Origin of the sequence: Antarctobacter aquimaris, assembly GCF_900184945.1 — a bacterium.
Taxonomy (GTDB): Bacteria; Pseudomonadota; Alphaproteobacteria; order Rhodobacterales; family Rhodobacteraceae; genus Maliponia; species Maliponia aquimaris.
Genome location: NZ_FXYF01000006.1, coordinates 37582 through 60116, shown reverse-complemented (window position 1 = coordinate 60116; position 22535 = coordinate 37582). Strand labels below are relative to the sequence as shown.

21 protein-coding genes are annotated in these 22535 nt (G+C 68.4%); 7 read left to right on the top strand and 14 right to left on the bottom strand.

The annotated features are described in order from the left end of the window. Positions 1–94: 94 nt before the first annotated feature. From MAA8898_RS12065 to MAA8898_RS12055, 3 genes are all read left to right on the top strand, one after another. A complete protein-coding gene (locus MAA8898_RS12065; protein ID WP_094021278.1) occupies positions 95–1264 on the top strand; it encodes a pyridoxal phosphate-dependent aminotransferase in 1170 nt (389 codons plus the stop codon). Positions 1265–1277: 13 nt separating this feature from the next. Further along, the gene (locus MAA8898_RS12060) at positions 1278–2225 is read left to right on the top strand and encodes a 2-hydroxyacid dehydrogenase (protein ID WP_094021277.1); all 948 of its coding nucleotides are present in this window, start codon (positions 1278–1280) and stop codon (positions 2223–2225) included. A 184-nt stretch (positions 2226–2409) separates the two neighbouring features. Continuing rightward, complete coding sequence (locus MAA8898_RS12055; protein WP_094021276.1) at positions 2410–3486, top strand: PLP-dependent cysteine synthase family protein; 1077 nt, start codon at positions 2410–2412, stop codon at positions 3484–3486. Between the two features lie 133 nt (positions 3487–3619). Here MAA8898_RS12055 and MAA8898_RS12050 read toward each other — a convergent pair whose 3' ends face one another. From MAA8898_RS12050 to MAA8898_RS12030, 5 genes are all read right to left on the bottom strand, one after another. Next, a complete protein-coding gene (locus MAA8898_RS12050; RefSeq protein ID WP_094021275.1) occupies positions 3620–4375 on the bottom strand; it encodes an SDR family NAD(P)-dependent oxidoreductase in 756 nt (251 codons plus the stop codon). 105 nt (positions 4376–4480) lie between these two features. Further along, positions 4481–5443: a D-erythronate dehydrogenase gene (gene denD / locus MAA8898_RS12045; protein WP_094021274.1), complete on the bottom strand. Its 963-nt coding sequence runs from the start codon at positions 5441–5443 to the stop codon at positions 4481–4483. Beyond that, on the bottom strand, positions 5440–6363 hold the full coding sequence (locus MAA8898_RS12040; RefSeq protein ID WP_094021273.1) for a sugar kinase: 924 nt from the start codon (positions 6361–6363) through the stop codon (positions 5440–5442). The genes denD and MAA8898_RS12040 overlap by 4 nt, the downstream gene beginning before the upstream one ends. Then, positions 6360–7754 (bottom strand): FAD-binding oxidoreductase, encoded by a 1395-nt coding sequence (locus MAA8898_RS12035; RefSeq protein ID WP_094021272.1) that lies wholly within the window; start codon positions 7752–7754, stop codon positions 6360–6362. The genes MAA8898_RS12040 and MAA8898_RS12035 overlap by 4 nt, the downstream gene beginning before the upstream one ends. Continuing rightward, positions 7744–8349, bottom strand: coding sequence for a LysE family translocator (locus MAA8898_RS12030; protein WP_094021271.1), 606 nt, complete (start codon positions 8347–8349; stop codon positions 7744–7746). The genes MAA8898_RS12035 and MAA8898_RS12030 overlap by 11 nt, the downstream gene beginning before the upstream one ends. Before the next feature lie 228 nt (positions 8350–8577). Here MAA8898_RS12030 and MAA8898_RS12025 point away from each other — a divergent pair, with 228 nt between their 5' ends. Beyond that, positions 8578–9501: an NAD(P)-dependent oxidoreductase gene (locus tag MAA8898_RS12025; protein WP_094021270.1), complete on the top strand. Its 924-nt coding sequence runs from the start codon at positions 8578–8580 to the stop codon at positions 9499–9501. On the opposite strand, the gene MAA8898_RS12020 is transcribed toward MAA8898_RS12025, so the two are convergent. Then, positions 9498–10508 (bottom strand): LacI family DNA-binding transcriptional regulator, encoded by a 1011-nt coding sequence (locus tag MAA8898_RS12020; protein ID WP_176445140.1) that lies wholly within the window; start codon positions 10506–10508, stop codon positions 9498–9500. The two genes, MAA8898_RS12025 and MAA8898_RS12020, sit on opposite strands and share 4 nt — an antisense overlap. Before the next feature lie 65 nt (positions 10509–10573). Between MAA8898_RS12020 and MAA8898_RS12015 the strand changes: the two genes are divergently transcribed. Beyond that, positions 10574–11464, top strand: coding sequence for a phytanoyl-CoA dioxygenase family protein (locus MAA8898_RS12015; protein ID WP_094021268.1), 891 nt, complete (start codon positions 10574–10576; stop codon positions 11462–11464). A 162-nt stretch (positions 11465–11626) separates the two neighbouring features. Here MAA8898_RS12015 and MAA8898_RS12010 read toward each other — a convergent pair whose 3' ends face one another. Then, positions 11627–12325: an RraA family protein gene (locus MAA8898_RS12010; RefSeq protein ID WP_094021267.1), complete on the bottom strand. Its 699-nt coding sequence runs from the start codon at positions 12323–12325 to the stop codon at positions 11627–11629. Next, complete coding sequence (locus MAA8898_RS12005; protein WP_094021266.1) at positions 12322–12843, bottom strand: hypothetical protein; 522 nt, start codon at positions 12841–12843, stop codon at positions 12322–12324. The genes MAA8898_RS12010 and MAA8898_RS12005 overlap by 4 nt, the downstream gene beginning before the upstream one ends. A 144-nt stretch (positions 12844–12987) precedes the next feature. Between MAA8898_RS12005 and MAA8898_RS12000 the strand changes: the two genes are divergently transcribed. Together MAA8898_RS12000 and MAA8898_RS11995 are read left to right on the top strand one after the other, a co-directional pair. Beyond that, on the top strand, positions 12988–14769 hold the full coding sequence (locus MAA8898_RS12000; protein WP_094021265.1) for an IlvD/Edd family dehydratase: 1782 nt from the start codon (positions 12988–12990) through the stop codon (positions 14767–14769). A gap of 99 nt (positions 14770–14868) precedes the next feature. Further along, entirely contained in the window at positions 14869–15606 is a 738-nt protein-coding gene (locus MAA8898_RS11995; RefSeq protein WP_094021264.1) for an SDR family oxidoreductase, read from the top strand. Positions 15607–15722: 116 nt separating this feature from the next. Here the strand turns inward: MAA8898_RS11995 and MAA8898_RS11990 are convergent, their stop codons facing one another. The 6 genes from MAA8898_RS11990 to MAA8898_RS11965 all read right to left on the bottom strand — a co-directional run bounded on the left by MAA8898_RS11990 (position 15723) and on the right by MAA8898_RS11965 (position 22462). Then, entirely contained in the window at positions 15723–16631 is a 909-nt protein-coding gene (locus MAA8898_RS11990; protein ID WP_094021263.1) for a DMT family transporter, read from the bottom strand. A gap of 166 nt (positions 16632–16797) precedes the next feature. Further along, positions 16798–17520, bottom strand: coding sequence for an SDR family oxidoreductase (locus MAA8898_RS11985; protein ID WP_094021262.1), 723 nt, complete (start codon positions 17518–17520; stop codon positions 16798–16800). Beyond that, a complete protein-coding gene (locus MAA8898_RS11980; RefSeq protein WP_094021261.1) occupies positions 17517–18587 on the bottom strand; it encodes a Gfo/Idh/MocA family protein in 1071 nt (356 codons plus the stop codon). Before MAA8898_RS11980 ends, MAA8898_RS11985 begins: the two co-directional genes overlap by 4 nt. A 133-nt stretch (positions 18588–18720) precedes the next feature. Continuing rightward, positions 18721–20214 carry a UxaA family hydrolase gene (locus MAA8898_RS11975; RefSeq protein WP_094021260.1) on the bottom strand — a complete coding sequence of 498 codons (1494 nt, stop codon included), beginning with the start codon at positions 20212–20214 and terminating at the stop codon, positions 18721–18723. A gap of 100 nt (positions 20215–20314) precedes the next feature. After that, the gene (locus MAA8898_RS11970; RefSeq protein ID WP_245853389.1) at positions 20315–21265 is read right to left on the bottom strand and encodes a phytanoyl-CoA dioxygenase family protein; all 951 of its coding nucleotides are present in this window, start codon (positions 21263–21265) and stop codon (positions 20315–20317) included. Positions 21266–21376: 111 nt separating this feature from the next. Next, positions 21377–22462 (bottom strand): mandelate racemase/muconate lactonizing enzyme family protein, encoded by a 1086-nt coding sequence (locus tag MAA8898_RS11965; protein WP_094021259.1) that lies wholly within the window; start codon positions 22460–22462, stop codon positions 21377–21379. Positions 22463–22535 lie beyond the last annotated feature (73 nt).

The window sequence follows — 22535 nt, the reverse complement described above, 5'->3', positions numbered from 1 at the left end:
TGCACCCGGGCGCCGCGCCGCCATTGGCGCTTTTCCTTGTTGGGGGTTTGGTATACCAGATCGGGAAACGCTGGACGGCGGTGCGGGAGGGATCATGACGCAACTGAAACTCGCGGCGGGCATGTCGCGGCTGGGGACGGAATCGGCCTTCATGGTGCTGGCGCGGGCGGGCAAGCTGGCGGCCGAGGGGCGCGACATCATCAACCTTGGCATCGGCCAGCCGGATTTCCGCACGCCCGAGCATATCGTCGAGGCCGGGATCAAGGCGCTGCGCGACGGCCACCACGGCTATACCCCCGCCAACGGCCTGCCGAGGCTGCGGCAGGCGGTAGCGGCGGACCTGCACCGCCGGCACGGCGCCGAGGTGAACCCCGACAACGTGGTGGTGGTGCCGGGCGGCAAGCCGACGATGTTCTTTGCCGTGCTGATGTTCGGCGAACCGGGCGCGGAGATCATGTATCCCAACCCGGGCTTTCCGATCTACGAGTCGGTCATCAAGTATTCGGGCGCGACCCCGGTGCCGATCGCGCTGAAGGAAGAGAACGGCTTTGCCTTCAACGCCGAAGAAGTGTTGGCGCAGATCACCCCGAAAACCCGGCTGATCATCATCAACTCGCCCGCCAACCCCACCGGCGGCGTCACGCCCAAGGAAGAGATCGACAGGCTGGTTGCCGGGCTGGCGGACCACCCGCAGGTGGCGCTGATGTCGGACGAGATCTATTCCAACATGCTCTACGGCGGGCGCGAGCATGTCTCGCTGTTGAACTACCCCGAGATCCGCGACCGGCTGATCCTGCTGGACGGCTGGTCCAAGACCTACGCCATGACCGGCTGGCGGATCGGCTACGCGGTCTGGCCCGATGCGCTGGTGGACCATGCGACGCGGCTCTGCATCAATGACCATTCCTGCGTCAACGCGGCGACGCAACATGCCGCCATCGCGGCGCTGGAAGGCTCGCAGGACGCGGTGCGCGACATGGTCGCCGCCTTCGACGAACGCCGACAGGTGATCGTGTCCGGGCTTAACGCCCTGCCGGGTGTGCGCTGCGCCGATGCGGGCGGGGCCTTCTACGCCTTCCCCAACATCGAGGGCACCGGGCTGACGTCAAAGCAGGCCGAGACGCGCTTCCTCGAAGAGGCGGGCGTGGCCACCGTCGCCGGCACCTCCTTTGGCGCCTGGGGCGAAGGCTACCTGCGGTTTTCCTACGCCAATTCGACCGAGAACATCCTGGAAGCGCTGTCGCGCATCCGCAAACTCCTGTGAGCGAGGCCAAGACATGAGCGAGACACCCCTTCTGATCTGCGGCGACGCCTTCAACCCCGAAGAGCGTGACCGGCTGAGCAGCGCCTGGCCGTCGGCCTTCGTGTCCGGCCCGGCCGGCATGGCCGACCTGGACCTGGGCCTGCGGTCGGGGATCAAGGCGATCGCCTTCAAAGGCCACAAGCCCTTTGGCGGCGACGAAATGGACCTGTTCCCGCGGCTGGGGGTGATCGCGAACTACGGCGTCGGCTACGATGCCATCGACGTGGCGGCAGCCAGTACCCGCAGCATCGGGGTGACCAACACGCCGGACGTGCTGTCGGACGACGTGGCGGACCTGGCCGTGGCGCTGATGGTCGCGCAGGCCCGCACGATGATCCGCGGTCACGCGCATGTCGCCTCGGGACGCTGGGCGCAGGAGGGCGAGATGCCGCTCAGCCGCAAGGTGTCCGGCTCGACGGTGGGCATCGTCGGCCTCGGCCGCATCGGCCGCGAGATCGCCGACCGGCTGGCCGCCTTCAAGTGCGAGATCCACTACAATTCGCGCAGCGAAAAGGAGACGCCCGGCTGGACCTGGCACGGCGACGTGGTCTCGCTGGCGACGGCGGTGGATTTCCTGGTCATCGCGCTGGTCGGCGGCCCGGCGACCAAGGGCTATGTCACGCGTGAGGCAATTCAGGCGCTGGGGCCGCGCGGCGTGGTGATCAACATCTCGCGCGGGTCGACAATCGACGAGGGCGCGCTGCTGGATGCGCTGGAGTCGGGCGCCATCGCCGGCGCCGGGCTGGACGTGTACGAGAATGAGCCCAACATCGACCCGCGTTTCCTGAAGCTGGCCAACGTGGTGCTGCAACCGCACCAGGGATCGGGCACGGTCGAGACGCGGCGCGCCATGGCCGAGCTGCAACTGGCCAACATCTCGGCCTTCCTCGAGGGCAAACCGCTGGTCACGCCGGTCAACTGACCGGCGCCGATGGGCGCGTGCTGGCGCGGGGCGGTAGGGGAAGCCCTGCCGCCCCGCGCGCGTTCCGCCGTCCGAAGAGATCTGCACCGGGTGAAAGAATCGGTTAGGCTGTTGTCGCGCGGGGCTCCGCGGGGCGGCGTCGATACGTCGTTTCCAGCGGACCGCCAGGAACAGGGAGACGACCATGACACAACGCACCACTTCAGGGCGCGGACGCCGCTACGACAACGTGCTTGACACCATCGGCGACACGCCGGTGATCCGCATCAACCGCATCGCGCCCGAACACGTCACGGTCTACGTCAAGGCCGAGGCCTTCAACCCGGCGGCCTCGGTCAAGGACCGCCTCGCCATCGGCATCATCGAGGCGGCCGAGCGGGACGGCACGCTGAAACCCGGCCAGACGGTGGTCGAGGCGACCTCCGGCAACACCGGCATCGGGCTGGCCATGGTCTGCGCCGCCAAGGGCTATCCGCTGGTGGTCACCATGGCCGAAAGCTTCTCGATCGAGCGGCGCCGCCTGATGCGCTTTCTCGGCGCCAAGGTTGTGCTGACGCCCAAGGGGCTGAAGGGCTTCGGCATGTACACCAAGGCCAAGGAACTGGCCGAGGCGAACGGCTGGTTCCTGGCCAGCCAGTTCGAGACTGCCGCCAACGCTGACATCCACGAAAGCACCACCGCGCGCGAGATCCTGGCCGATTTCGCCGGCGAAAAGCTGGATTACTTCGTGACCGGCTACGGCACCGGCGGGACCGTCACCGGGGTGGCGCGGCTGCTGCGCAAGGAACGCCCCGACACCAGGATCATTCTCAGCGAACCCGCCAACGCGGCCATCGTCGGCTCGGGCTACGTCAACACCCGCAACGCCGCCCACCAGCCGACCGAGGGCCACCCCGACTTCAATCCGCACCCGATCCAGGGCTGGACGCCGGACTTCATCCCCTGGGTGCTCCAGGAAAGCATCGACAACGGCTTCTACGACGAATTGCTGCCGGTGGCGGGGCCGGACGGGATCGCCTGGTCGAAACGCCTGGCGGCCGAAGAGGGGATCTTCACCGGGATTTCCGGCGGCGCCAGCTTTGCCGTGGCGATGCAGGTGGCCGAAAAGGCGCCCGCCGGATCGGTGATGCTGGTCATGCTGCCCGACACCGGCGAACGGTATCTCTCGACGCCGCTGTTCGAAGGCGTGGCCGAGAACATGACCGACGAAGAGCGTGCGATCTCGCTGTCCACCCCCTACGGTCAGATGGCGGCGGAATAGACTTGCCCTCCGGGCGGAGGTCGACGCTCCGCCCGGTGCCGCGCGCGCCCAGTCTTCTTCTGGCCCGAAATATCCCGGGGGTCCGGGGGCAGAGCCCCCGGCCGGTCGGATCGCGGCACGCGATCCGAAACCGTCAGATCGAGCCGGCCTCGACCATGTAGTTGCTGGCCGAACACATGGCGCTGTCGTCGCTGGCCAGGAACAGCGCCATGCGGGCCAGGTAGACCGGTTCGATCAGGTCGGGCAGGCACTGGCGCTGGCGGTGCTTCTCGATCGCTTCCGGCGTGACCCAGAGATCCTTCTGCCGCTGGGTCATGATCCAGCCCGGCACGATGCAGTTGACGCGGATGCGGTGCGGTCCGAGGTCGCGGGCCATGGTGCGGGTCAGCCCGTGCACGGCGGATTTGGCGGTGGTGTAGGCGGGCATGTTGCCGCCGGCCTCCCACCAGCTGTTCGATCCCATGTTGATGATCGACCCGCCGCCGGCGGCGATCATCCCCGGTGCCACCGCCTGGATGGCAAAGAACATGTGGCGGATGTTGGTGGCCATGCGCTCGTCCCAGTATTCCGGCGTCACGTCCTGCCAGCCGTGGCGGTCGTCGCGGGCGGCGTTGTTGACCAGCACGGTGGCCGGGCCCAGCCGGTCGGCCAGCGCGGCAAAGGCGGCGCGCAGCTGGTCGATGTCGCGCAGGTCGCAGTATTCGAAGGCCACGTCGCCCTCGACCTCGGCGGCCAGCGTCTCGCCTGCCTCGCGGTTGAAATCGACGAATCCGGTGCGGGCGCCTTGCGCGGCAAAGGCGCGGACCATGTCCTCGCCGATGCCGGAGGCGCCGCCGGTGATCAGCACGGTCTTGCCCTTGAGGCTGGGATAGAGTGCGAAGGTCGACATGTCTGTGCTCCTGTTTTGGGGAGGAAGGGGGGGCGCCGCCCCCCGCCTGCCTGTGGCAGGCTCCCCCCGAGGTATTTTTCAAACCAAAGAAGGGAAAGGCCGGGCCTACTGCGGCAGGTCGTCCTCGAGGAAGTAGCGGATGTTGTCCTCGAAGCTGGCGTCGGGTTCCAGGCCGAGGCGGGCGGCCTTTTGCGGGCGGATGTCCATGCGCCATCCGTTCAGGATGGAGTCGAGTTCGGGCTGCGGCTCCCAGGTGATCAGCTTTGCCGGGCCGGGGCCGGCGACGGCGGTCATGGCGTCGATCATCTGGCGGATGGTCCAGACCCGGCCGGGCATGGTCATGCAGTGGTTCAGGCCGAGGGCGTCGCGCGGGATCTCGGCGCCCTTGATCAGGTTCTCGACGCATTTGCGCGGCGAGAGGTAGAAATGCGGGAAATCCTCGTCGACCGGGCAGTTGGCGGCTTGGCCTTGCAGCGGCTCGCGGAAGATCGACGACATGAAGCCCGAGGCGGCGCGGTTGGGCTTGCCCGGCCGGACCGAGATGGTGGGCAGGCGGAAGCCGCGCCCGTCGATGAAACCGCGGCGCGAGTAGTCGTTGACCAGGATCTCGCCGATGGCCTTTTGGGCGCCGTAGCTGATCTGCGGGTTGGGCAGCGAGAAATCGTCGAAGGGCTGCGGGGTCTCGCCGCCGAACACGGCGATGGAGGAGGTGAAGACCAGCACCGGTTGCGTGCCCAGCGCGCGGGCGCGGTCCAGCACGTTCAGCGTGCCGTGCATGTTGACCTTGTAGCCGAAGTCGAAGTCCTGTTCGGCATGGGCCGAGACGACGGCGGCGAGCAGGTAGATCACATCGGTGTCGGCCGCGATGGTTTCCTCCATCGAGGCGGCGCTGGTGATGTCGCAGGTCCGGTATTGGACATCGAAGGGCGCGTCGACCTCGGCCGGGGTGGTGACGTCGGCCAGGGTCAGGCGGCTGATCGGCTTGTCGCGCAGGGTGCCGCGGGCGGCCAGCGCGCGGGCGAGTTTCTGGCCGATGAGGCCGGCGCCGCCGAGGATCAGGATGTTCATTGCGTTTCTCCGTCAAAGATCTGGGGCGCGAGCGCGCCGGGATGCTGGATGACCTGCGAGGCCAGGGTGGCGGCGCGGGTCATGGCGGTGGCTAGGCTTTCGCCCATGGCGCGGGCAGCCAGGAACCCGGCGGCAAAGCTGTCGCCGGCGGCGGTGCTGTCGACGACCTGCGAAACGGTCGGCGGGGTGCAGGTGACGCTGCCGGTCTCCTCGGTCCAGCCCTGGAAGGTGGCGGCGCCGTTCTTGATCACCACGCAGGAGGCGCCGGCGGCGCGGTAGCGGCGCAGGGTGTCCTCGGGCGTGGCATCGTGAAAGGCCAGCTGTTCCTCGTCAAAGCTGGGCAGCACGGTGTCGGCGACGCTGGCGCCCATCAGCAGGCCCGAGCGCATCGCCTCGGCGCTGTCCCAGAGGCGCGGGCGCAGGTTGGTGTCAAAGGCGATGTGCGTGCCGTGGGCGCGGGCGCGGCCCAGCGCGGCACACAGGGTCTTGCGCGCCTCGGGGGCGAGGATCGCCAGGGTGATGCCGGAGAACTGGATCACGCTGCGGTCGGCCAGCGTGGCGTCGAGCCAGGTGGGATCGTCCGCGAGCGTCCTGGCCGCCGACTGGCCGCGCCAATAGGAAAAGCTGCGTTCGCCGTCGCGCGTCTGGATCATGTAGAGGCCGACGGTGCGCGTGGCATCGCGCCGCAGCGCGTCGCCCGCGATGCCCTGCGCGGTGACGAAGCGCGCGAGGTCGTCGGACATCGGGTCCGCGCCCAGCACGGTGCCGTAGCTCACCGTCCAGGAGGCGGGCAGAAGGCGGCGGGCGTACCAGGCACAGTTGAAGGTGTCCCCGGCATAGCCCAGCCGGAACAGGCCCGGATGGTCGGGGGCGGGGGCCATTTCGACCATGATTTCGCCTAGGGAAAGAAAGCGGGTCATTCGGCGGCCCTCGCAACGTGTTCGGGGGGCAGCAGCTTGCCCGGGTTGAGGATGCCAAGCGGGTCGAAGGCCTGCTTGATCGCGCGCATGTAGGCCAGCGCGGGGCCGTGTTCGGCGGTCATGAAATCCTGTTTGCCGATGCCGATGCCGTGTTCGCCGGACACCGTGCCGCCCAGCCGCAGCGCGGTTTCGCCCAGCGCGTGGGTGAAGGCCTGTGCGCGCGCCATTTCGCCCGGGTCGTTCGGGTCGACCGACAGGCCGGCGTGGAAATTGCCGTCGCCGACATGGCCGACGATGGTGGCTGTCAGTCCCAGCCGCTGCGCATCCGCCTGTGACTGGGCGATGGCCTCGGCCAGGTGCGAGATCGGCACGCAGACATCGGTGGGCAGGATGTGCTTGCCCTTGCCCAGCGCGGCCGAGGCGTAATGCGCGTTGTGGCGCATCGCCCAGAGCGCGGTGCGGTCCTCGGTGGTGGTCGCGGTGCGCCAGCCGCGCCCGCCGTGATCCTGCGCAATCTCCTCGAAGCTGGCCATCTGTTCGGCCACGGCGGCCGGGGCGCCGTGGAATTCCAGGAACAGGTGCGGCTCTTCCGGCAGGCCGGCGTTGGCATAGGCGTTGAAGCCGCGCACCATCATGTGGTCCAGCAGTTCGATCCGCGCCATCAGGATGCCGCACTGGATCGTGGCAATGACGCAGGCCACCGCCTGCTGCACGTCCTCGAACCGGCAGGTGGCGGCGGTGATGCACTCCGGTTGCCCATGCAGTTTCAGCGTGAGTTCGGTCAGGATGCCCAGCGTCCCTTCGGAGCCGATCATCAGGTGCGTCAGGTCATAGCCGGTGGCGGATTTGCGCGCGCGGGTGCCCGAGCGGATCACCGTGCCGTCGGCCATCACCGCCTCGACCGCCAGCACGTTGTCACGGATGGTGCCGTAGCGCACGGCGGTGGTGCCGGAGGCGCGGGTGGCCGCCATGCCGCCGATGCTGGCATCCGCCCCGGGATCGACCGAGAAGAACAGCCCGGTATCGCGCAGCGCCGCGTTCAGCGCCTTGCGGGTGAGGCCGGGCTGCACGACGCAGGTCAGGTCCTCGGGCTGGATCGCCAGCACGCGGTTCATGCGCGTCATGTCGAGGCTGATGCCACCATGCAGGGCGAGGTGCTGGCCCTCGAGCGAGCTGGCCGCGCCGTAGGCGGTCACCGGGCAGCGGTGGCGGTGACAGATCTTCAGGATCTCCGACACCTCCTGCGTGGTGTCCGGCCAGGCCACCGCCTCGGGCGGGGTGACGGGATACCAGGTCTCGTTCCGGCCGTGCTGGGTGCGTTCGGCGGTGGAGGTAGACAGGCGGTCGCCCAGCAACGCTTTCAGTTCGGCGATGGCGGCGTCATTGGGCATTGCGGCCTCCGGCGGCATGGATGGCAAGGGCGACCACCGCCAGCATCGAGGCGGCCATGGCGTAGTTGATCCGGCGTTGGGTCTGTTGCGGCAGGTTCAGGCGGTGCAGGGTTGCCCCGGCAAAGAGCCAGCCGAGGTGGATGGGAATCCAGATCGCGTTGACGATGACCAGCTTGGCGAGGGTTTCAAACGCCAGGTTGTCCGGCGCAAAGGGAAAGCCGGCAAAGAGCGTGGTGTTGACGGCATAGGCCTTTGGGTTGATCGCCTGCAACAGGATGCCCGACAGGACCGCGGGCGGGGCCTTGGCCTCGATAAAGGCGATGCGGCTGCCGGCAAAGGCGATGCGGGAAGCGAGGTAGACCAGGTAGGCGATGGAGGCGACCATCAGCACGGTGCGGATGACCGGGACGCTCAGTACCACGGCGGCGAGGCCGGAGATCACCGCCAGCGCCACCAGGTTCGTGCCGATGAACAGTCCGGTGACATAGGCAAGGCCGGGGCGGAACCCGTAGGCCGCGCCCAGCCCGGCGGTGGACAGCACGCCGGGGCCGGGGGTGATGATCAGGAACAGCACCGCAAGCGCGAAGGTCAGCATGGGGCGCAGGCCCGTGTCGCTGGCATGATCGTCCTCCCAGGGTTTGCGGCGGTCCGGACCTGCTTGCGTGGCGGTCCGTTTGGTATACCATTTGCAATGAAACCAGCCGGGGCGGGAATGTCAACGGTCTGGCAGGGCCGTGGACGCCGGGACGCCGCTCGCGGCCCCTTGGTCCGCATCGCCCCGCCCGCCGTCCCACCCCCGGCGCTTTGACCGGGAGGGGTGAGCATGAGCGACAAGGTGACAGTTGGCTTTATCGGGGTGGGCCTGATGGGCCACGGGATGGCCAAGAACCTGCTGGAAAAGGGGCATCCGCTGGTGGTGAAGGGCAACCGCAACCGCGCGCCCGTCGAGGACCTGGTGGCGCGCGGCGCCGAGGAGGTCACGACCCCACGCGAGATGGCCGAACGCTGCGGCGTCATCCACATCTGCCTGTCGAACGCGCCGCAGGTGCAGGGCGTCTTTCACGGCCCGGATGGTATCCTGGCGGGCGCAAAGGCGGGGCTGATCGTGGTCGACTGCTCGACCTCCGATCCGAACGTGACGCTGGCGCTGGCGGCGGAGTTGTCGGAGAAGGGCGGACACCTGGTCGACGCGCCGCTGGGCCGTACGCCCAAGGAGGCCGAGGCCGGCACGCTGGACGCCATGGTGGGCGCGGACCCGGAGGTCTACGAGTGCATCCTGCCGGTGATCCAGTGCTGGGCGGGCAACATCAACCACGTGGGCCCGGTCGGCGCGGGGCACAAGATGAAGCTGATCATGAACTCCATCGCCATGAGCTATGCCGCGCTCTATGCGGAGGTGACGGCGCTGGGCGCCAAGGTGGGTATCCCGCCGGCGACGATCCAGCGGGTGATCGGCTCATCCCGAATGGGTAACGGGTTCTTCGACACCTTCATGAGCTACGCGGTAGACCGCAACCGTGACGCGCACATGTTCTCGATCGCCAATGCGTCGAAGGACGTGCGCTATGCCAATGCCATGGCGGCGGAGGCGGGCGCGCTGACCCTGATGCTGTCCGCCACGCGGCAGTATTTCACCCAGGTCGAGGCGCAGGGACATGCCGAGGACTACGTGCCCTGGATCGCCGATCACATCGCGCGGATGAACGGGCTCGACCTCGAGGAGGAGGCGAAAAAGGGGCGCGGCTAGCCGGTCGCGCGGCGCATCAGGGTGTAACCGAGGTCGATGCGCTGGCCCCTGATGTCCTCGCCCGAGGTGGCGGCAAGGGTCAGGCGCGCGGCCTCGCGGCCGATCGCCTCGCCGTCGATGCGCACGGTGGTCAGCGCCAGCGCCGCGTCACCCGCCACGTCGATGTCGCCGAAGCCGGTGACCGCCAGGTCGCCCGGCACCGACAGCCCGCACCGCCGCGCCTCGCACAGCGCGCCCACCGCCAGCCCGTCCGAAACGCAGACCACGGCGTCGGTGTCCGGCCAGCGGTCGAGCAGCTGCGTCAGCCCGCGTGCGCCGTAGTCCGGCCCGCTGAGGTCGTCGCCCGTCGGGATCGCAAGGATGCGCGGCGACCGCCCGCCCAGCGCATCGAGATAGCCCTTCTGGCGCAGGTCCGCGCGGGTGTCGGCGCCGCGCCTTGTGCGCAGGAAGGCGAGGCGCTGGCGCCCGCTGCCGATCAGGTGCCGCGCCATGTCGAACCCCGCCGCCCGGTTGGAAAAGCCGACCGCGGCGTGGATCGGCCGGTCCGGCAGTTCCCACAGCTCGATCACCGGGAGCCGGGCATTGTCCAGCAGGCGGCGGGTGGCCTCGGTATGTTCGGTGCTGGTCAGGATCAGGGCGTCGGGGCGGCGCCCCAGCAGGGTGGAGACCATCAGGGCCTCCTTTCCCGGCTCGTAGCGCGTGCTGCCCAGCAACAGTTGCAAACCGCCTGCACTCAGGCCCTCCTCCAGCCCGCGAATCGTGGTGGCAAAGACCGGCTGTTCCAGCGTCGAGACCAGCGCACCGACGACGCGCGAGCGCTGCGAGGACAGCGCCCCGGCGGTTTCGTCCCGGACATAGCCCAGGTCCATCACGGCCTTCTGCACCTTTTCCAGCGTCTCGGGGCTGACCCTGGACGGCGTGCGCAGGGCGCGGCTGACGGTGATCTTGCCGACCCCGGCGGCGCGCGCCACGTCGCCCATCGTCACCCATCTGCGCTGACCGCTCATCCCTGCCTCCGTTTGACAGCTTCGATCCTGCGATGGTATCGATACCATAAGCAGGAGGACAGGCAATGCTGAGCCAGGATCAAAGAACGTTCTACGCCGAAAACGGCTACCTCAAGGTCGAGCAGGTGGTGACACCGGCCGAACTGGCGGAGCTCCAGCAGGTCACCAACGACCTGATCGAGGCCTCGCGCCAGGTCATTGAAAGCGACGACCGCTTCGACCTGGACAAGGGGCATTCGGCCGCCGCCCCGCGCCTGACCCGGATCAAGCTGCCGCACAAGCAACACCCGGTCTACGACCGCATTCTGAAACATTCCGGCGTGACCGAGGTGCTGAACGACCTTCTCGGCCCGGACACGGTGCTGAACACCGCCAAGCTGAACTGCAAGGCGCCGGGCGGTGGCGCGGCGGTGGAGTGGCACCAGGATTGGGCCTTCTACCCGGCCACCAACGACTCGCTGCTGGCCTTCGGGTTGATGCTGGAGGACGTGACCCCGGAAAACGGCCCGCTGATGGTGATCCCCGGGTCGCACAGGGGACCGGTTCTGAGCCACCATGTGAACGGCGTCTTTGCCGGCGCAATCGACCCGGACGACACGCTGTTCGAGAAGGAGCGCATCGTCACCCTGACCGGCAAGGCGGGGGACATGACGGTGCATCATGTGCGCCTGTTGCACGGATCGGCGCCCAACCTGTCGGACCGCGCCCGCAAGATCCTGTTCTACGAATGCGCGGCCGCCGACGCCTGGCCCTTGCTCGGCGGGTCGAGCTACATTCATTCGCTCGGCCAGCGCAGGTTCTGGGCGGATTTCCAGGACCGGATGATCTCCGGGGTGCCCTGTCTGACGCCGAGGCTCGAGAATGTGCCCGTGACCCTGCCACTGCCGCCGGCACCGGACAACACCTCGATCTTCAAGACGCAGATGAGCGCAGGTGCGAAGAGCGCCTTTGCCTGACCATTTGCAGATACATCGGGAAAGCCGAGGGGCGCTGCCCCTCTGGTCCTGCGGACCATTCACCCCGGGAGTATTTTCACAAAGAAGAAGCGCAAGCCCGTGTTTCTTCTCTGCGCAAATACCTCCGGGGGAGTCGCCGCAGGCGACGGGGGCAGCGCCCCCTTACCCGATCTCCACCGCAGTGCCGTCGGCCAACATGGCGTCCAGGTCCAGCGGATCGCGGAAGCCCGCCTTGACCTTGGCTTCCAGTTCGGCCTCCAGCCGGGCCACATCCTTCAACCGGGCCAGCACCTTGTCGATCTGTGCGAAGGGGATCACCACCACGCCATTGCGGTCGGCAACGATCATGTCGCCGGTGGCGATCTGGCAGCCGCCGACAACCGCGCTGCCGCCCAGCGTGCCGGGGCCGGAGGTGAAGGGCGAGTTGGGGTTCAGCCCAGTGCACCAGGAGGGCAGGCCGGCGGCGACGATGCCCGCGTAGTCGCGCATCGGACCATCGGTGACGAAGCCTGCGGCACCTGCGTTCTTCAACATCCCCGAGAGCTGGTCGCCGATGGTGGCGCAGCCCTGGTGGCCGTGGGCCGCGTGCACCAGGATGTCGCCGGGCGTCAGCCGGTGCACGGCGGCAAGGGTCGCGATGATGTCGCCGGGGCCGCTGTCGGCCACCAGGGCCGGGCCGGCCGCGCGGCAGTCGAGGTCGCGGCCAAAGCCGATGGGGCCGATGCTGGTGTGCATGGCGCCGAGGCCGCCCATGGCGTCGCAGAGAAACGCGGTCTCGACCCCCTGGAAGGCGGCGATCTGCGCGGCCGTCGGGCGCGGTGTGCCCTTGATCAGCGTCAGCTTGGGCGGTTCTCCGATCATTGGTCTTTCTCCTGGGCGGGGGGCGATTGTGGGGCGGTTTCGGGGTCGGGCAGGCGCCAGAGCAGGCGGACATAGGCCAGCCCCGAGGCGGTGGCGGCGCAGCGGGTCTTTTGCAGCAAGGTATCCTCGGCGGCAATCTCGCGCAGCTGGGCCAGTTCCTCCATCCGGTCGCATTGCACCAGCGCGGTCAGCAGGTCGTATTTCAGTTCGATCCCGGCCAGCGCGGCCAGCCGCTCGGGCGCGGTCGCTGACAGGGTGGCCATGCGGGCGGAGATGGCGGCGGACCAGTCGGCGCGGGTCTCTTCGAAACAGAGCGTCGCCACGGCGGGCGTTTCACTGTCCACCTGCAAACACGGGGCATGGGCCTGGTCGACGCAGCCGTTGGGTGAGGTGCCAAGTTCTGTCGAGGTGGCGACACAGGCGTTGACCGTCGTGATGTCGAGACGGCCCTCGGCCCCGGCGGGGGCCGCAAGGAGCAGGGCAAGGGGCACCGCACAGGCGGCCAGGCTGCGGATCATGAAGGTCCTCCCAGGGCTGGGCGCCGTGCGCCCGTCGCGCCCGGTTTGTCCCGAGCGGCTTGCATTTGGTATACCAAATTGAAATGCTCGTACAAGACACCAGACCCGCCAGAATCGGCGGGCGCGTCCCAGGGGAGGAAGACCATGTCCGACACGCGCGCCAACAAGCGCTTCCGCTCGCAGGAGTGGTTCGACAATCCCAACAATCCGGGCATGACCGCGCTCTATGTCGAGCGTTATCAGAACCAGGCCTTTACCCGCGACGAGTTGCAGGGTGAAAAGCCGATCATCGGCATCGCCAACACCGGCAGCGACATTGCCCCCTGCAACAAGATCCACGTCTTTCTGATGGACCGGATCAAGGCGGGCATCCGCGAGGCGGGCGGCATCCCGATGGAATTCCCGGTCCACCCGATCCAGGAGACCGGCAAGCGGCCGACCGCCGCGCTGGACCGCAACCTGGCCTACCTGAGCCTTGTCGAGGTGCTGCATGGCTATCCCATCGACGGGGTGGTGCTGACCACCGGCTGCGACAAGACCACGCCGGCCATGCTGATGGGCGCGGCCACGGTCGACCTGCCGGCCATCGCGCTGAACGGCGGGCCGATGCTGGACGGCTGGTGGAAGGGCAAGCGCGCGGGCAGCGGCACCATCGTCTGGGAATCGCGCCGCCTGCTGGCCGAGGGCAAGATCGACTACGAGGAGTTCATGGCGCGGGTCTGTTCCTCGGCGCCCTCGCTGGGCCATTGCAACACCATGGGCACCGCCAGCACCATGAACGCCATGGCCGAGGCGCTGGGCATGTCGCTGACCGGCAACAGCGCGATTCCCGCGCCGTTCCGTGAGCGTATGGCCATGGCCTACGAGACCGGGCAGCGTATCGTCGAGATGGTCTACGAGGATCTCAAGCCGTCGGACATCCTTACCCGCGAGGCCTTCGAGAATGCTATCGTGGTGAACTCGGCCATCGGCGGCTCGACCAACGCACCGCCGCATTTGCAGGCCATCGCGCGGCACGCGGGGGTGCAGCTGGACGTCAAGGACTGGGAGACGGTGGGTTACGACGTGCCGCTGCTGGTCAACATGCAGCCGGCCGGTGAATACCTGGGCGAAAGCTTTTTCCGCGCCGGCGGCGTGCCCGCCGTGATGGGCGAGTTGATGGCCGCCGGGCGGCTGCACACCGAGGTGATGACCGCGACCGGCAACACCCTGGGCGCCAACCTGGCCGGGGTCGACAGCCTGGATACCGACGTCATCAAGCGCTACGACGCGCCGATGCGCACCAAGGCGGGCTTCAAGGTGCTGACGGGCAACCTGTTCGACTCGGCACTGATGAAGACCAGCGTGATCTCGGCCGAGTTCCGCAAGCGGTTCCTGTCCGAGCCCGGCAACGAGGGCGTGTTCGAGGCGCGCGCCGTGGTCTTCGAGGGGCCGGAGGACTACCACGACCGGATCAACGACCCTGACCTGGGCATCGACGATCACACGGTGCTGTTCATCCGCGGCGTGGGTTGCGTGGGCTACCCGGGATCGGCCGAGGTGGTGAACATGCAGCCGCCGGACGCGCTGGTGAAGGCCGGCATCACCCACCTGCCGACGGTGGGCGACGGGCGGCAGTCCGGCACCTCGGAGAGCCCGTCGATCCTGAACGCCTCACCCGAGTCGGTGGTGGGCGGCGGCTTGGCGTTCCTGAAGACCGGGGACCGGGTGCGGCTGGACCTCAATGTCTCGCGCATGGACGCGCTGGTGCCGGAGGACGAGTGGGAGGCGCGCAAGGCGGCCTGGACCGCGCCGGTGATCGTCAACCAGACCCCCTGGCAGGAGATCTACCGCGCGCATGTCGGGCAGTTGGCCAATGGCGGCTGCCTGGAACTGGCGACCGCCTACCAGCGCATCCGCAAGGACCTGCCGCGCGACAACCACTGAGGCCGTGCCCGGTGGCAAGGTCGGAGGGGGGCGCTGCCCCCCGCCTGCGGCCCCCCCCGAGGTATTTTCAAAACCAAAGAAGACAGGAGACGCAGGGACATGGGTCAGAGCATCATCATCACCGGCGGCGCCCGCGGTATCGGCAAGGCCTGCGCTCAGGTCTTTCTGGACGCCGGCTGGCGCGTCGGCATCGTCGGGCGGACGCCCGAGAGCGTGGCCGAGATGGCGGACAGCCACGATAACGCGCTGGCGCTGCCCTGCGACGTGGTCGACGAGGCGCAGGTGGATGCGGCCTTTGACAAGGCCGTTGCAGAATGGGGCCGGATCGACGCCCTGTTCAACAACGCCGGCGTGTCGGTCATGGGGGCTCCGGTGGACGAGATCAGCGTGGCCGACTGGCGGCGTTGCATCGACATCAACCTGACCGGGTCGTTCATCTGTGCCCGCGCGGCCTTTGCCCGGATGCGCCGGCAGGATCCGATGGGCGGGCGGATCATCAACAACGGCTCGGTCTCGGCCTATGTGCCGCGCTGGGGCTCGGCCCCCTATACCGCGTCGAAACACGCGATCACCGGGCTGACCCGCTCGCTGTCGCTGGACGGGCGGCCCTACAACATCGCCTGCGGGCAGATCGACATCGGCAACGCGCTGACCGACATGGCGCAGAAGATGACCAAGGGCGTGCCACAGGCGGACGGCTCCATCGCGGTCGAGCCGGTGATGGACGTGGCGCATGTGGCCTCCTCGGTGCTGCACATGGCCTCTTTGCCGCTGGGGGCGAACGTGCAGTTCATGACCGTCATGGCCTCGGCGATGCCCTACATCGGGCGCGGCTGAGGCCGGCGGCCTTGTCGGGCGCGGCCCGTCCGCGCGCGCCGTCGGGGTGGGGCGGCCAAATTCCGTGGACGGAATTTGCAAAAATCGTGGACGATTTTTTTTGGCGCGCGCCGTACTCAGCGGGGGGACGGTTCCGGGCGGACCACGTCCTTGCGAAGCTTGCGTTCGCGCTGCCAGATGTAGAGGCCCGAGGCGATGATGATCGCGCCGCCGCCCAGCGTCCAGACCGTGGGCAGCGTGTCGAACAGCAGCCAGCCGGCAAAGGCGGCCAGGAAGATCTGGATGTAGATCACCGGCGCCAGGATGGAGGCATCCGCCCAGCGGTGCGCCGTGGTCACCGCGATGTGCCCCACCGCGCCAAAGATGCCGATCAGCACGAAGGGGATCCAGTCGCCGCCCGTGGGCCAGGCCCAGCCCGACAGCACGAAGGGCAGCAGCGTGGCCGCGGCGATGCCGGAGGACCACAGCTGGTGCGTGGCGTTCGCCTCGATCCCGGCCAGCAGGCGGGTCATCAGGAAATAGAGCGAGGCGCAGGTCAGCGCGGCCAGGCACAGGAACATCGCCGGGTGGAACTCGGCCCCCCAGGGCTGCATCACCACGATGACGCCGAGGAAGCCTGAACAGACGGCGAGGATGCGGCGCAGGCCCACCGTCTCGCCCAGGATCGGGATGGCCAGCAGCGTGACCACGACCGGACCTGCGAACATGATCGTCGTGGTCACCGTGATCGGCAGGTATTGCAGCGCGGTGAAGTTGAGGATGGTGCTGCCCAGCAGGAACAGCGAGCGCAACAGTTGCCGTCCCGGCGCATTCGATCGGAAAGCCCCCGGATCACGCAGCCCGTAGAGCAGCAGCGCCACGAGGAAGTGCCCGGTGTAGCGGGCAAAGACGACCTGCAGCGCCGGCAGGCCTGCCACGATCAGCCACTTGGCGGAACTGTCGATGCAGGTAAAGAACACCACGGCCAGCGCCATCAGCAGGACGCCGGCGGCGGTCTTGTCTTCGCGAGGTTGGGCTTGGGCCATGGGGTCTTGTCGGGGCAGGGCGGGGGGAGGTCAAGAGGGCCCGATGGGTTCGGTCATCGGCAAAGTGACGGTAAACACACGTCCCGCCAGGAGTGGCGGGGCGCCTCATCCGGGCGGTTGTGCCAGCGAGGACCGGCGCAGCGGTGCGCCGGTCCTTGAGCCAGGGTCAGCCGGTGGCCCATCCCCCGTCGATCACATGCGCCTGCCCGGTGGTGAAGGCGCTTTCGTCCGAGCCGAGGTAGACCGCCAGGTGGGCGATCTCCTGCGGTGTGCCGATGCGGCCCATCGGCTGGCGGGCGTTGAAGGCCTTCAGCGCGGCCTCGTAGTCGCCCATGGCGCGCAAACGATCATGCAGCGAGGGGCTGTCCACGGTGCCCGGGCAGATGCAGTTCACCCGGATGCCCTTGGTCACGTAGTCCAGCGCCACGGATTTCGTCAGGCCGATGACGGCCGCCTTGGAGGTGCCGTAGATGCACCGATTGGGTGCCGCGACGATGCTGCCCGCGATCGAGGCGATGTTGACGATGGAGCCGCCGCCGCGGGCGATCATCCCCGGCACCGCCGCCTGCATGGCGTGGAACTGCGAGCGGACGTTCAGCGTCATGGCAAAGTCGAATTCCGCGTCCGTCGCGTCCAGCAGGGGGCCGGCGTGGACGAAGCCCGCGCAGTTGACCAGGATGTCCGGCGCGGCGTCCTGGATGGCGGTTGTCAGGGCTGCCTTGTCGGTCACGTCCAGCGCAAAGGTGGTGCCGTCCAGGCCCTCCAGCAGGTCGGCGCGCAGGTCGGTTGCGGTCACCGTGGCGCCCTCGCGCGCATAGGCCTCGGCGATGGCGCGGCCGATGCCCTGGCCGGCGGCGGTGATGAAGGCGCTCTTGCCCGTCAGTCTCATGTCAGTACTCCTTTGAAATGTCCCGGTACCTCGCCGCGCCTCACGGGTCGCTGCGTCAGTCCCGACAGGGCGGTGGCCAATGTCATCTCGAGCGCCGCGATCGCGTCGCGCGGCTGGCACAGGACGTCGTCCGCGCCACTGTCGAGACAGGCGGCAAAGCGGTCGATCTGCACCCGCAGCGGGTCGACCCTGGGGAAGGTCGGCGCATCGTGGCGCAGCAGCGGTCTGGACCACTCCACCTCGCCCGGGCCGGAGGCCCCCCAGCGGGTGAGCGAGGGGAAAGCCAGCGCGCCCAGGGTGCCGGTGATGCGGATGTAATCTTCGCCCGAGGGCGCGATGGCCGGGTTCTCGGCTGTGGCGGCCTCGAAGGCCCAGGGCGAGGCACCGGCGTCCGAGATCAGGAAAGAGCCGAGCGCGCCGCTTTCGAAGCGGAAGGCCAGCGACGCGGTGTCTTCGATCTCCAGCCCCCGGGCGGCGCTTGAGGTCAGCGCGGTCACCTCGACCGGCAGGCCAGCGAAGACGTTCAGCAGGTCGATCTCATGGCTGAGGTTGGTGGCGAGCGGGCCGGCGCCGGGCAGGCGGCGCCAGGGCACATCGTAGTAACTGTCGTGCTTGCGCAGGGACCAAAGGCCCTGAAGGCCGACCAGCGGGCCGATCTCGCGCAGCGCCTCGCGCGCCGCCTGCACGAAGGGGTGGCATCGTCGGTGGTGGCCGGTGATCAGCGGCAGGCCCTTGTCTGCGGCGGTCCTTGCGACCGCGCGGGCGTTGTCCAGCGTGTCGGCGATGGGTTTCTCGACAAGCACCGCCCAGCCTCTGTCCAGCGCGGCGAGGCTGGTCGGGCAATGGTCGGGCGTCGGCGTGGCGACGATGCAGGCGCGGGTGTCCGTTGGCACGTCGTCAATACTGGCGACCATGGGCAGGCCTTGCCCGGCCAGCGCGGCGCGTGTTTCTGGATGGGGTTCAACCACGGCGGTCAGCTGGATCGCCGGGGATTCGGTCGCCATCTGGATGTGTCGACGGCCGATCGAGCCTGCGCCGATGATGCAGAGCGGCAGCGCCGAGGTCATGAAACCGGTGCCACCGGGCGGCCAAATTTCCGCACGGAAATTTGCAAGAATTTTCGAAAATTCTTGCCCGCTCCGTGGCGATCGGCCCGGGCTGCCCCTGGCGTGGCGCGGAAGAGACCGATGCGCAGGACCATCACATCACCGCGCCGATCTGCCAGGGCACGAACTCGAAATCGCCCAGACCCTGCGCCTCGGATTTCGATTTCTCCCCCGAGGCCATGCGCAGCCACATCGCATAGATCTCGCGGCCGACGTCCTCGACGGTCTTGCCTTCGCTGAGGATGGTGCCGGCGTTGACGTCCATGTCCTCGGTCATGCGGGTGTACATCTCGGTGTTGGTGGCGACCTTCATCGACGGCGAGGGTTTCGCCCCGAAGGCCGAGCCGCGACCGGTGGTGAAACACACCAGCGTGCAGCCGCTGGCGATCTGCCCGGTCACGCTGGCCGGATCGTAGCCCGGGCTGTCCATGAAGGTGAAGCCCTTGGCGGTGACCGGCTCGGCGTATTTGTAGACGCCGGTCAGCGGTGTCGTCCCACCCTTGGCCGCCGCGCCCAGCGATTTTTCCAGGATCGTCGTCAGCCCGCCCTTCTTGTTGCCGGGGCTGGGGTTGTTGTCCATGGATCCCTTGTTGCGGGCGGTGTAGTCCTCCCACCAGCGGATCAGGCCGACCAGCTTTTCGCCCACCTCGCGATTGACCGCGCGAGCCGTCAGCAGGTGTTCGGCGCCGTAGATCTCGGGTGTTTCGGCCAGCACCCCGGTGCCGCCCTGCGCCACCAGCAGGTCGCAGGCGTAGCCGACGGCGGGGTTGGCGGTGATGCCCGACCAGGCATCCGAACCGCCGCATTGCAGGGCGACCATCAGGTCCGAGGCCGGGCATTCCGTGCGCTGCGCCTCGTTCACGATCGGCAGCATGGCCTCGATCTTGCGGATGCCCAGTTCGATAGTCTTGCGCAGGCCACCGACGTCCTGGATGTTCATCGACTGGAACAGCGGGCCCGGTTTCAGCCCGTATGCCTCGACCAGCCAGTCGATCTGGTTCATCTCGCAGCCGAGGCCCGCCATCAGCACGCCGCCGACGTTGGGGTTGCGGGCATAGCCCCACATCACCCGCTGCAACGCCTCGAACCCCTCCGACCCCTGACCGGCCATGCCGCAGCCGGTGCCGTGGACAAAGGCGACGACGCCATCGACGTTGGGGTAGGCGGCCAGCTTTTCCGGAGTGAAATGCCCGGCGATCATGCGCGCGGCGGTTGCCGAGCAGTTCACCGAGGTCAGCACGGCGATGTAGTTGCGCGTACCGACCCGACCCGAGGCGCGGCGATAACCCATGAAGGTGTCAGGCTTGGCGGCCGGTTTCGCCGGGCGCAGGTTGGTGCCGAACTCGTAGGCCATGTCCACGTTGCGGAATTCGAGGTTGTGGGTGTGGACATGCGACCCCGCGGCGATGTCCTCGGCGGCATAGCCGATGACCTGGGCGTACTTGATGACGGGCGCCCCCATGGGGATGTCCTGCGTGGCCAGCTTGTGACCGCGCGGGATCATCTGGGTGGCGCCCTCCTGCCCGATCTGGAGCGGGGTGACGGCGGTGACGACGTTGTCGGCGTCGGAAAGGCGAACGGTGCTCATCTGGGTCCTCGGGGTCTCATACGCGCGCCCCGGACCTGATCCGGAGCCTCCTGTGGCGGGGTCCCGGATCAGGTCCGGGACGGGTGTCGACGCACCCGTGTCAGGCGCAGACCGGGCTGTCGGCCTGCCAGCGGTGGATCGGGATGTGCGGCTTCAGGGCGAGGCGGGCGCGGGTGGCCTCCCACATCGCCTTCCACGCCTGCCAGTCGCGCAGTTCGGTCTCCGGCGCCGCGCGCGAGCGGGCGACGAAGCTGGGAAAATGCTCACGGCCGGTCGATTGCCCGGTGACGTTGAAGCGGATGTCAAAACTCCAGCGGAAGGCCGCGCTGCGGTTGACCAGCGAGGCGTGCGGCGTCAGCGGGTGGAACAGCACCGCGCCGCCGGCCCTGACCGGCAGCGGCAGGGCGGCCTCCTCGTCCAGGAAACCGGGCGCGATCGCGGTCTGTTTCTGTGGGCAATGCGGGTACATCCGCGGCTTGCCGGGCACCACCTGCAGGCAGCCGTTCTCGACCGTCGCGTCGCCCACGGCGAGCCAGACGGTGACCATCCGCGTTTTGTCCGCGCCTTCATGCGCGACGGCGCGGTCCTGGTGCCAGTCGGTGGCGGTGATGTGGGCGCGGACCTCGTCGGCGTGCAGGGCAGTCGCGGGCGGCTTCAGCCGGACGTGCTGGATCGGGTTCGAGGTCAGTTCCGGCCCGATCAGGTCCTCGACCATGTCCAGCAGCCGCGGCGCGGTCAGCATGTCGAATACCGCCGGGCCGAAGTGGAACGGCGTGTCCGGCGCGATCTCGCCGCCGGGCAGCGAGATGTCCATCGGCTGGAACCAGTCGCACCCGGCCTGGTAGGCGACCAGCAGCTTTTGCCAGAAATCCCTGCCTTCGGCGGGCGGCACGCGGCCCTCGGCCTGCCAGCCGGCGTAAAGATCGTCGAGAAGCGCGGCAAACTCGGCCTTTACGGCGTCCAGAACCGCCGGGTCAAGCACATCCTCCACGACAAGGTAACCCTCCGACTCGAACTGCCGGACCTGCTCCGGGGTCAGCATCAGGGGCATTGTGTCATCTCCTTGCAAGACGGGTCAGGTTTCTTCTGGCCACAAGTATCCCGGGGAGCGCGAGGGGCTGGCCCCTCGCTCCCGCAGTCTGCCACAAGTCCGGCCACCAGGTCATGCGCGCAGCCGCTCCAGCCGGTCCCAGTCAAAGGCGATGCCGTGTCCCGGCCGCTCGGGGGCCAGGGCCCGTCCTTCGACGATCTGCAAGGGCGTCTCGACATAGGCCTCCAGGCCAAAGCCATGCGCCTCGAGGTAGCTGCGGTTGGGCACGGCGGCCAGCAGGTGCACGGTGATGTCGTGCGCGCCGTGGCTGGTGACCGGCAGGTGAAAGGCCTCGGCCAGGTGGGCGATCTTGAGGAACGGCGTGACGCCGCCGCAGTTGGTGACGTCCGGCTCGGGAAAGGTGACACCGCCCAGGATGGCCTGGCGGAACTCCCAGACCGAGCGGAGGTTTTCGCCGCTGGCCACCGGGATGCCGCCTTCGGCCGCGACGCGGGCGTGGCCCTCGGGGTGTTCCGGCACGATGGGTTCCTCGAACCAGGTCAGGTCGAAATCGGCAAAGGCGCGGGCGGCGCGGATGGCGCCGTCGACGGTGTATTTCATGTTGGCGTCGGCCATCAGCGGCATGTCGGGGTCAAAGGCGTCGCGCAGCGCGGCCAGCTTGGCCACGTCCTCGGACAGCCGGTCGCGCCCGACCTTCATCTTGATCGCGCGGTGCCCCTTGGCCAGGTTGGCATGGGTCTGGTCGACCAGTTCCGCCGGGGACAGGTCGATGTCGATGCCGCCGGCGTAGCAGGGCACCGCAGGGTCGAAGCCGCCCAGCAGGCGATACAGCGGCAGCCCGGCGCGGCGTGCCTTGAGGTCCCACAGCGCCATGTCCAGTGCCGACAGCGCCAGCACCGTCGGCCCGCCGCGCCCGCCGTAGTGGAAATCCCACCACAGGTCGCGCCACAGCGCCTCGACAAGGTCGGCGTCGCGGCCCAGCGCGCGCGGCGTCATCTCGCGCCGCAGGATGTCTGCGATGGCGCCGCCGTTGACGCCGCAGGTGAAGGTGTAGCCGGTGCCCGTCGCGCCCTCGGCATCGGTCACGCGGGCGGTCACGACTTCAAAACCGGTCATCACCCCGTGCATGGAATCCTTCAGCGCGCGGGGCAGGGGCAGCAGGTAATGGTCGGTCTGGATGCGGTCGATGGCGGGCATGGGTCTGTTCCGTGGGCCTGGGGCGCTGCCGCGACTCCCCGGGGCATTCTCGGTCAGACGAAACCCGGGGGAA

Bases quoted from the DNA above. Each gene is read 5' to 3' on its own strand.
- MAA8898_RS12060 (WP_094021277.1), top strand. From the start codon at position 1,278: ATGAGCGAGACACCCCTTCTGATCTGCGGCGACGCCTTCAACCCCGAA.
- MAA8898_RS12035 (WP_094021272.1), bottom strand. From the start codon at position 7,754: ATGCCCAATGACGCCGCCATCGCCGAACTGAAAGCGTTGCTGGGCGAC.
- MAA8898_RS12020 (WP_176445140.1), bottom strand. From the start codon at position 10,508: ATGAGCGGTCAGCGCAGATGGGTGACGATGGGCGACGTGGCGCGCGCC.
- MAA8898_RS12055 (WP_094021276.1), top strand. From the start codon at position 2,410: ATGACACAACGCACCACTTCAGGGCGCGGACGCCGCTACGACAACGTG.
- MAA8898_RS11985 (WP_094021262.1), bottom strand. From the start codon at position 17,520: ATGAGACTGACGGGCAAGAGCGCCTTCATCACCGCCGCCGGCCAGGGC.
- MAA8898_RS12015 (WP_094021268.1), top strand. From the start codon at position 10,574: ATGCTGAGCCAGGATCAAAGAACGTTCTACGCCGAAAACGGCTACCTC.
- MAA8898_RS11990 (WP_094021263.1), bottom strand. From the start codon at position 16,631: ATGGCCCAAGCCCAACCTCGCGAAGACAAGACCGCCGCCGGCGTCCTG.
- MAA8898_RS12000 (WP_094021265.1), top strand. From the start codon at position 12,988: ATGTCCGACACGCGCGCCAACAAGCGCTTCCGCTCGCAGGAGTGGTTC.
- MAA8898_RS12065 (WP_094021278.1), top strand. From the start codon at position 95: ATGACGCAACTGAAACTCGCGGCGGGCATGTCGCGGCTGGGGACGGAA.
- denD (WP_094021274.1), bottom strand. From the start codon at position 5,443: ATGAACATCCTGATCCTCGGCGGCGCCGGCCTCATCGGCCAGAAACTC.
- MAA8898_RS12005 (WP_094021266.1), bottom strand. From the start codon at position 12,843: ATGATCCGCAGCCTGGCCGCCTGTGCGGTGCCCCTTGCCCTGCTCCTT.
- MAA8898_RS12040 (WP_094021273.1), bottom strand. From the start codon at position 6,363: ATGACCCGCTTTCTTTCCCTAGGCGAAATCATGGTCGAAATGGCCCCC.
- MAA8898_RS12030 (WP_094021271.1), bottom strand. From the start codon at position 8,349: ATGCTGACCTTCGCGCTTGCGGTGCTGTTCCTGATCATCACCCCCGGC.
- MAA8898_RS11965 (WP_094021259.1), bottom strand. From the start codon at position 22,462: ATGCCCGCCATCGACCGCATCCAGACCGACCATTACCTGCTGCCCCTG.
- MAA8898_RS12010 (WP_094021267.1), bottom strand. From the start codon at position 12,325: ATGATCGGAGAACCGCCCAAGCTGACGCTGATCAAGGGCACACCGCGC.
- MAA8898_RS11995 (WP_094021264.1), top strand. From the start codon at position 14,869: ATGGGTCAGAGCATCATCATCACCGGCGGCGCCCGCGGTATCGGCAAG.
- MAA8898_RS11970 (WP_245853389.1), bottom strand. From the start codon at position 21,265: ATGCCCCTGATGCTGACCCCGGAGCAGGTCCGGCAGTTCGAGTCGGAG.
- MAA8898_RS12025 (WP_094021270.1), top strand. From the start codon at position 8,578: ATGAGCGACAAGGTGACAGTTGGCTTTATCGGGGTGGGCCTGATGGGC.
- MAA8898_RS12050 (WP_094021275.1), bottom strand. From the start codon at position 4,375: ATGTCGACCTTCGCACTCTATCCCAGCCTCAAGGGCAAGACCGTGCTG.
- MAA8898_RS11975 (WP_094021260.1), bottom strand. From the start codon at position 20,214: ATGAGCACCGTTCGCCTTTCCGACGCCGACAACGTCGTCACCGCCGTC.
- MAA8898_RS11980 (WP_094021261.1), bottom strand. From the start codon at position 18,587: ATGACCTCGGCGCTGCCGCTCTGCATCATCGGCGCAGGCTCGATCGGC.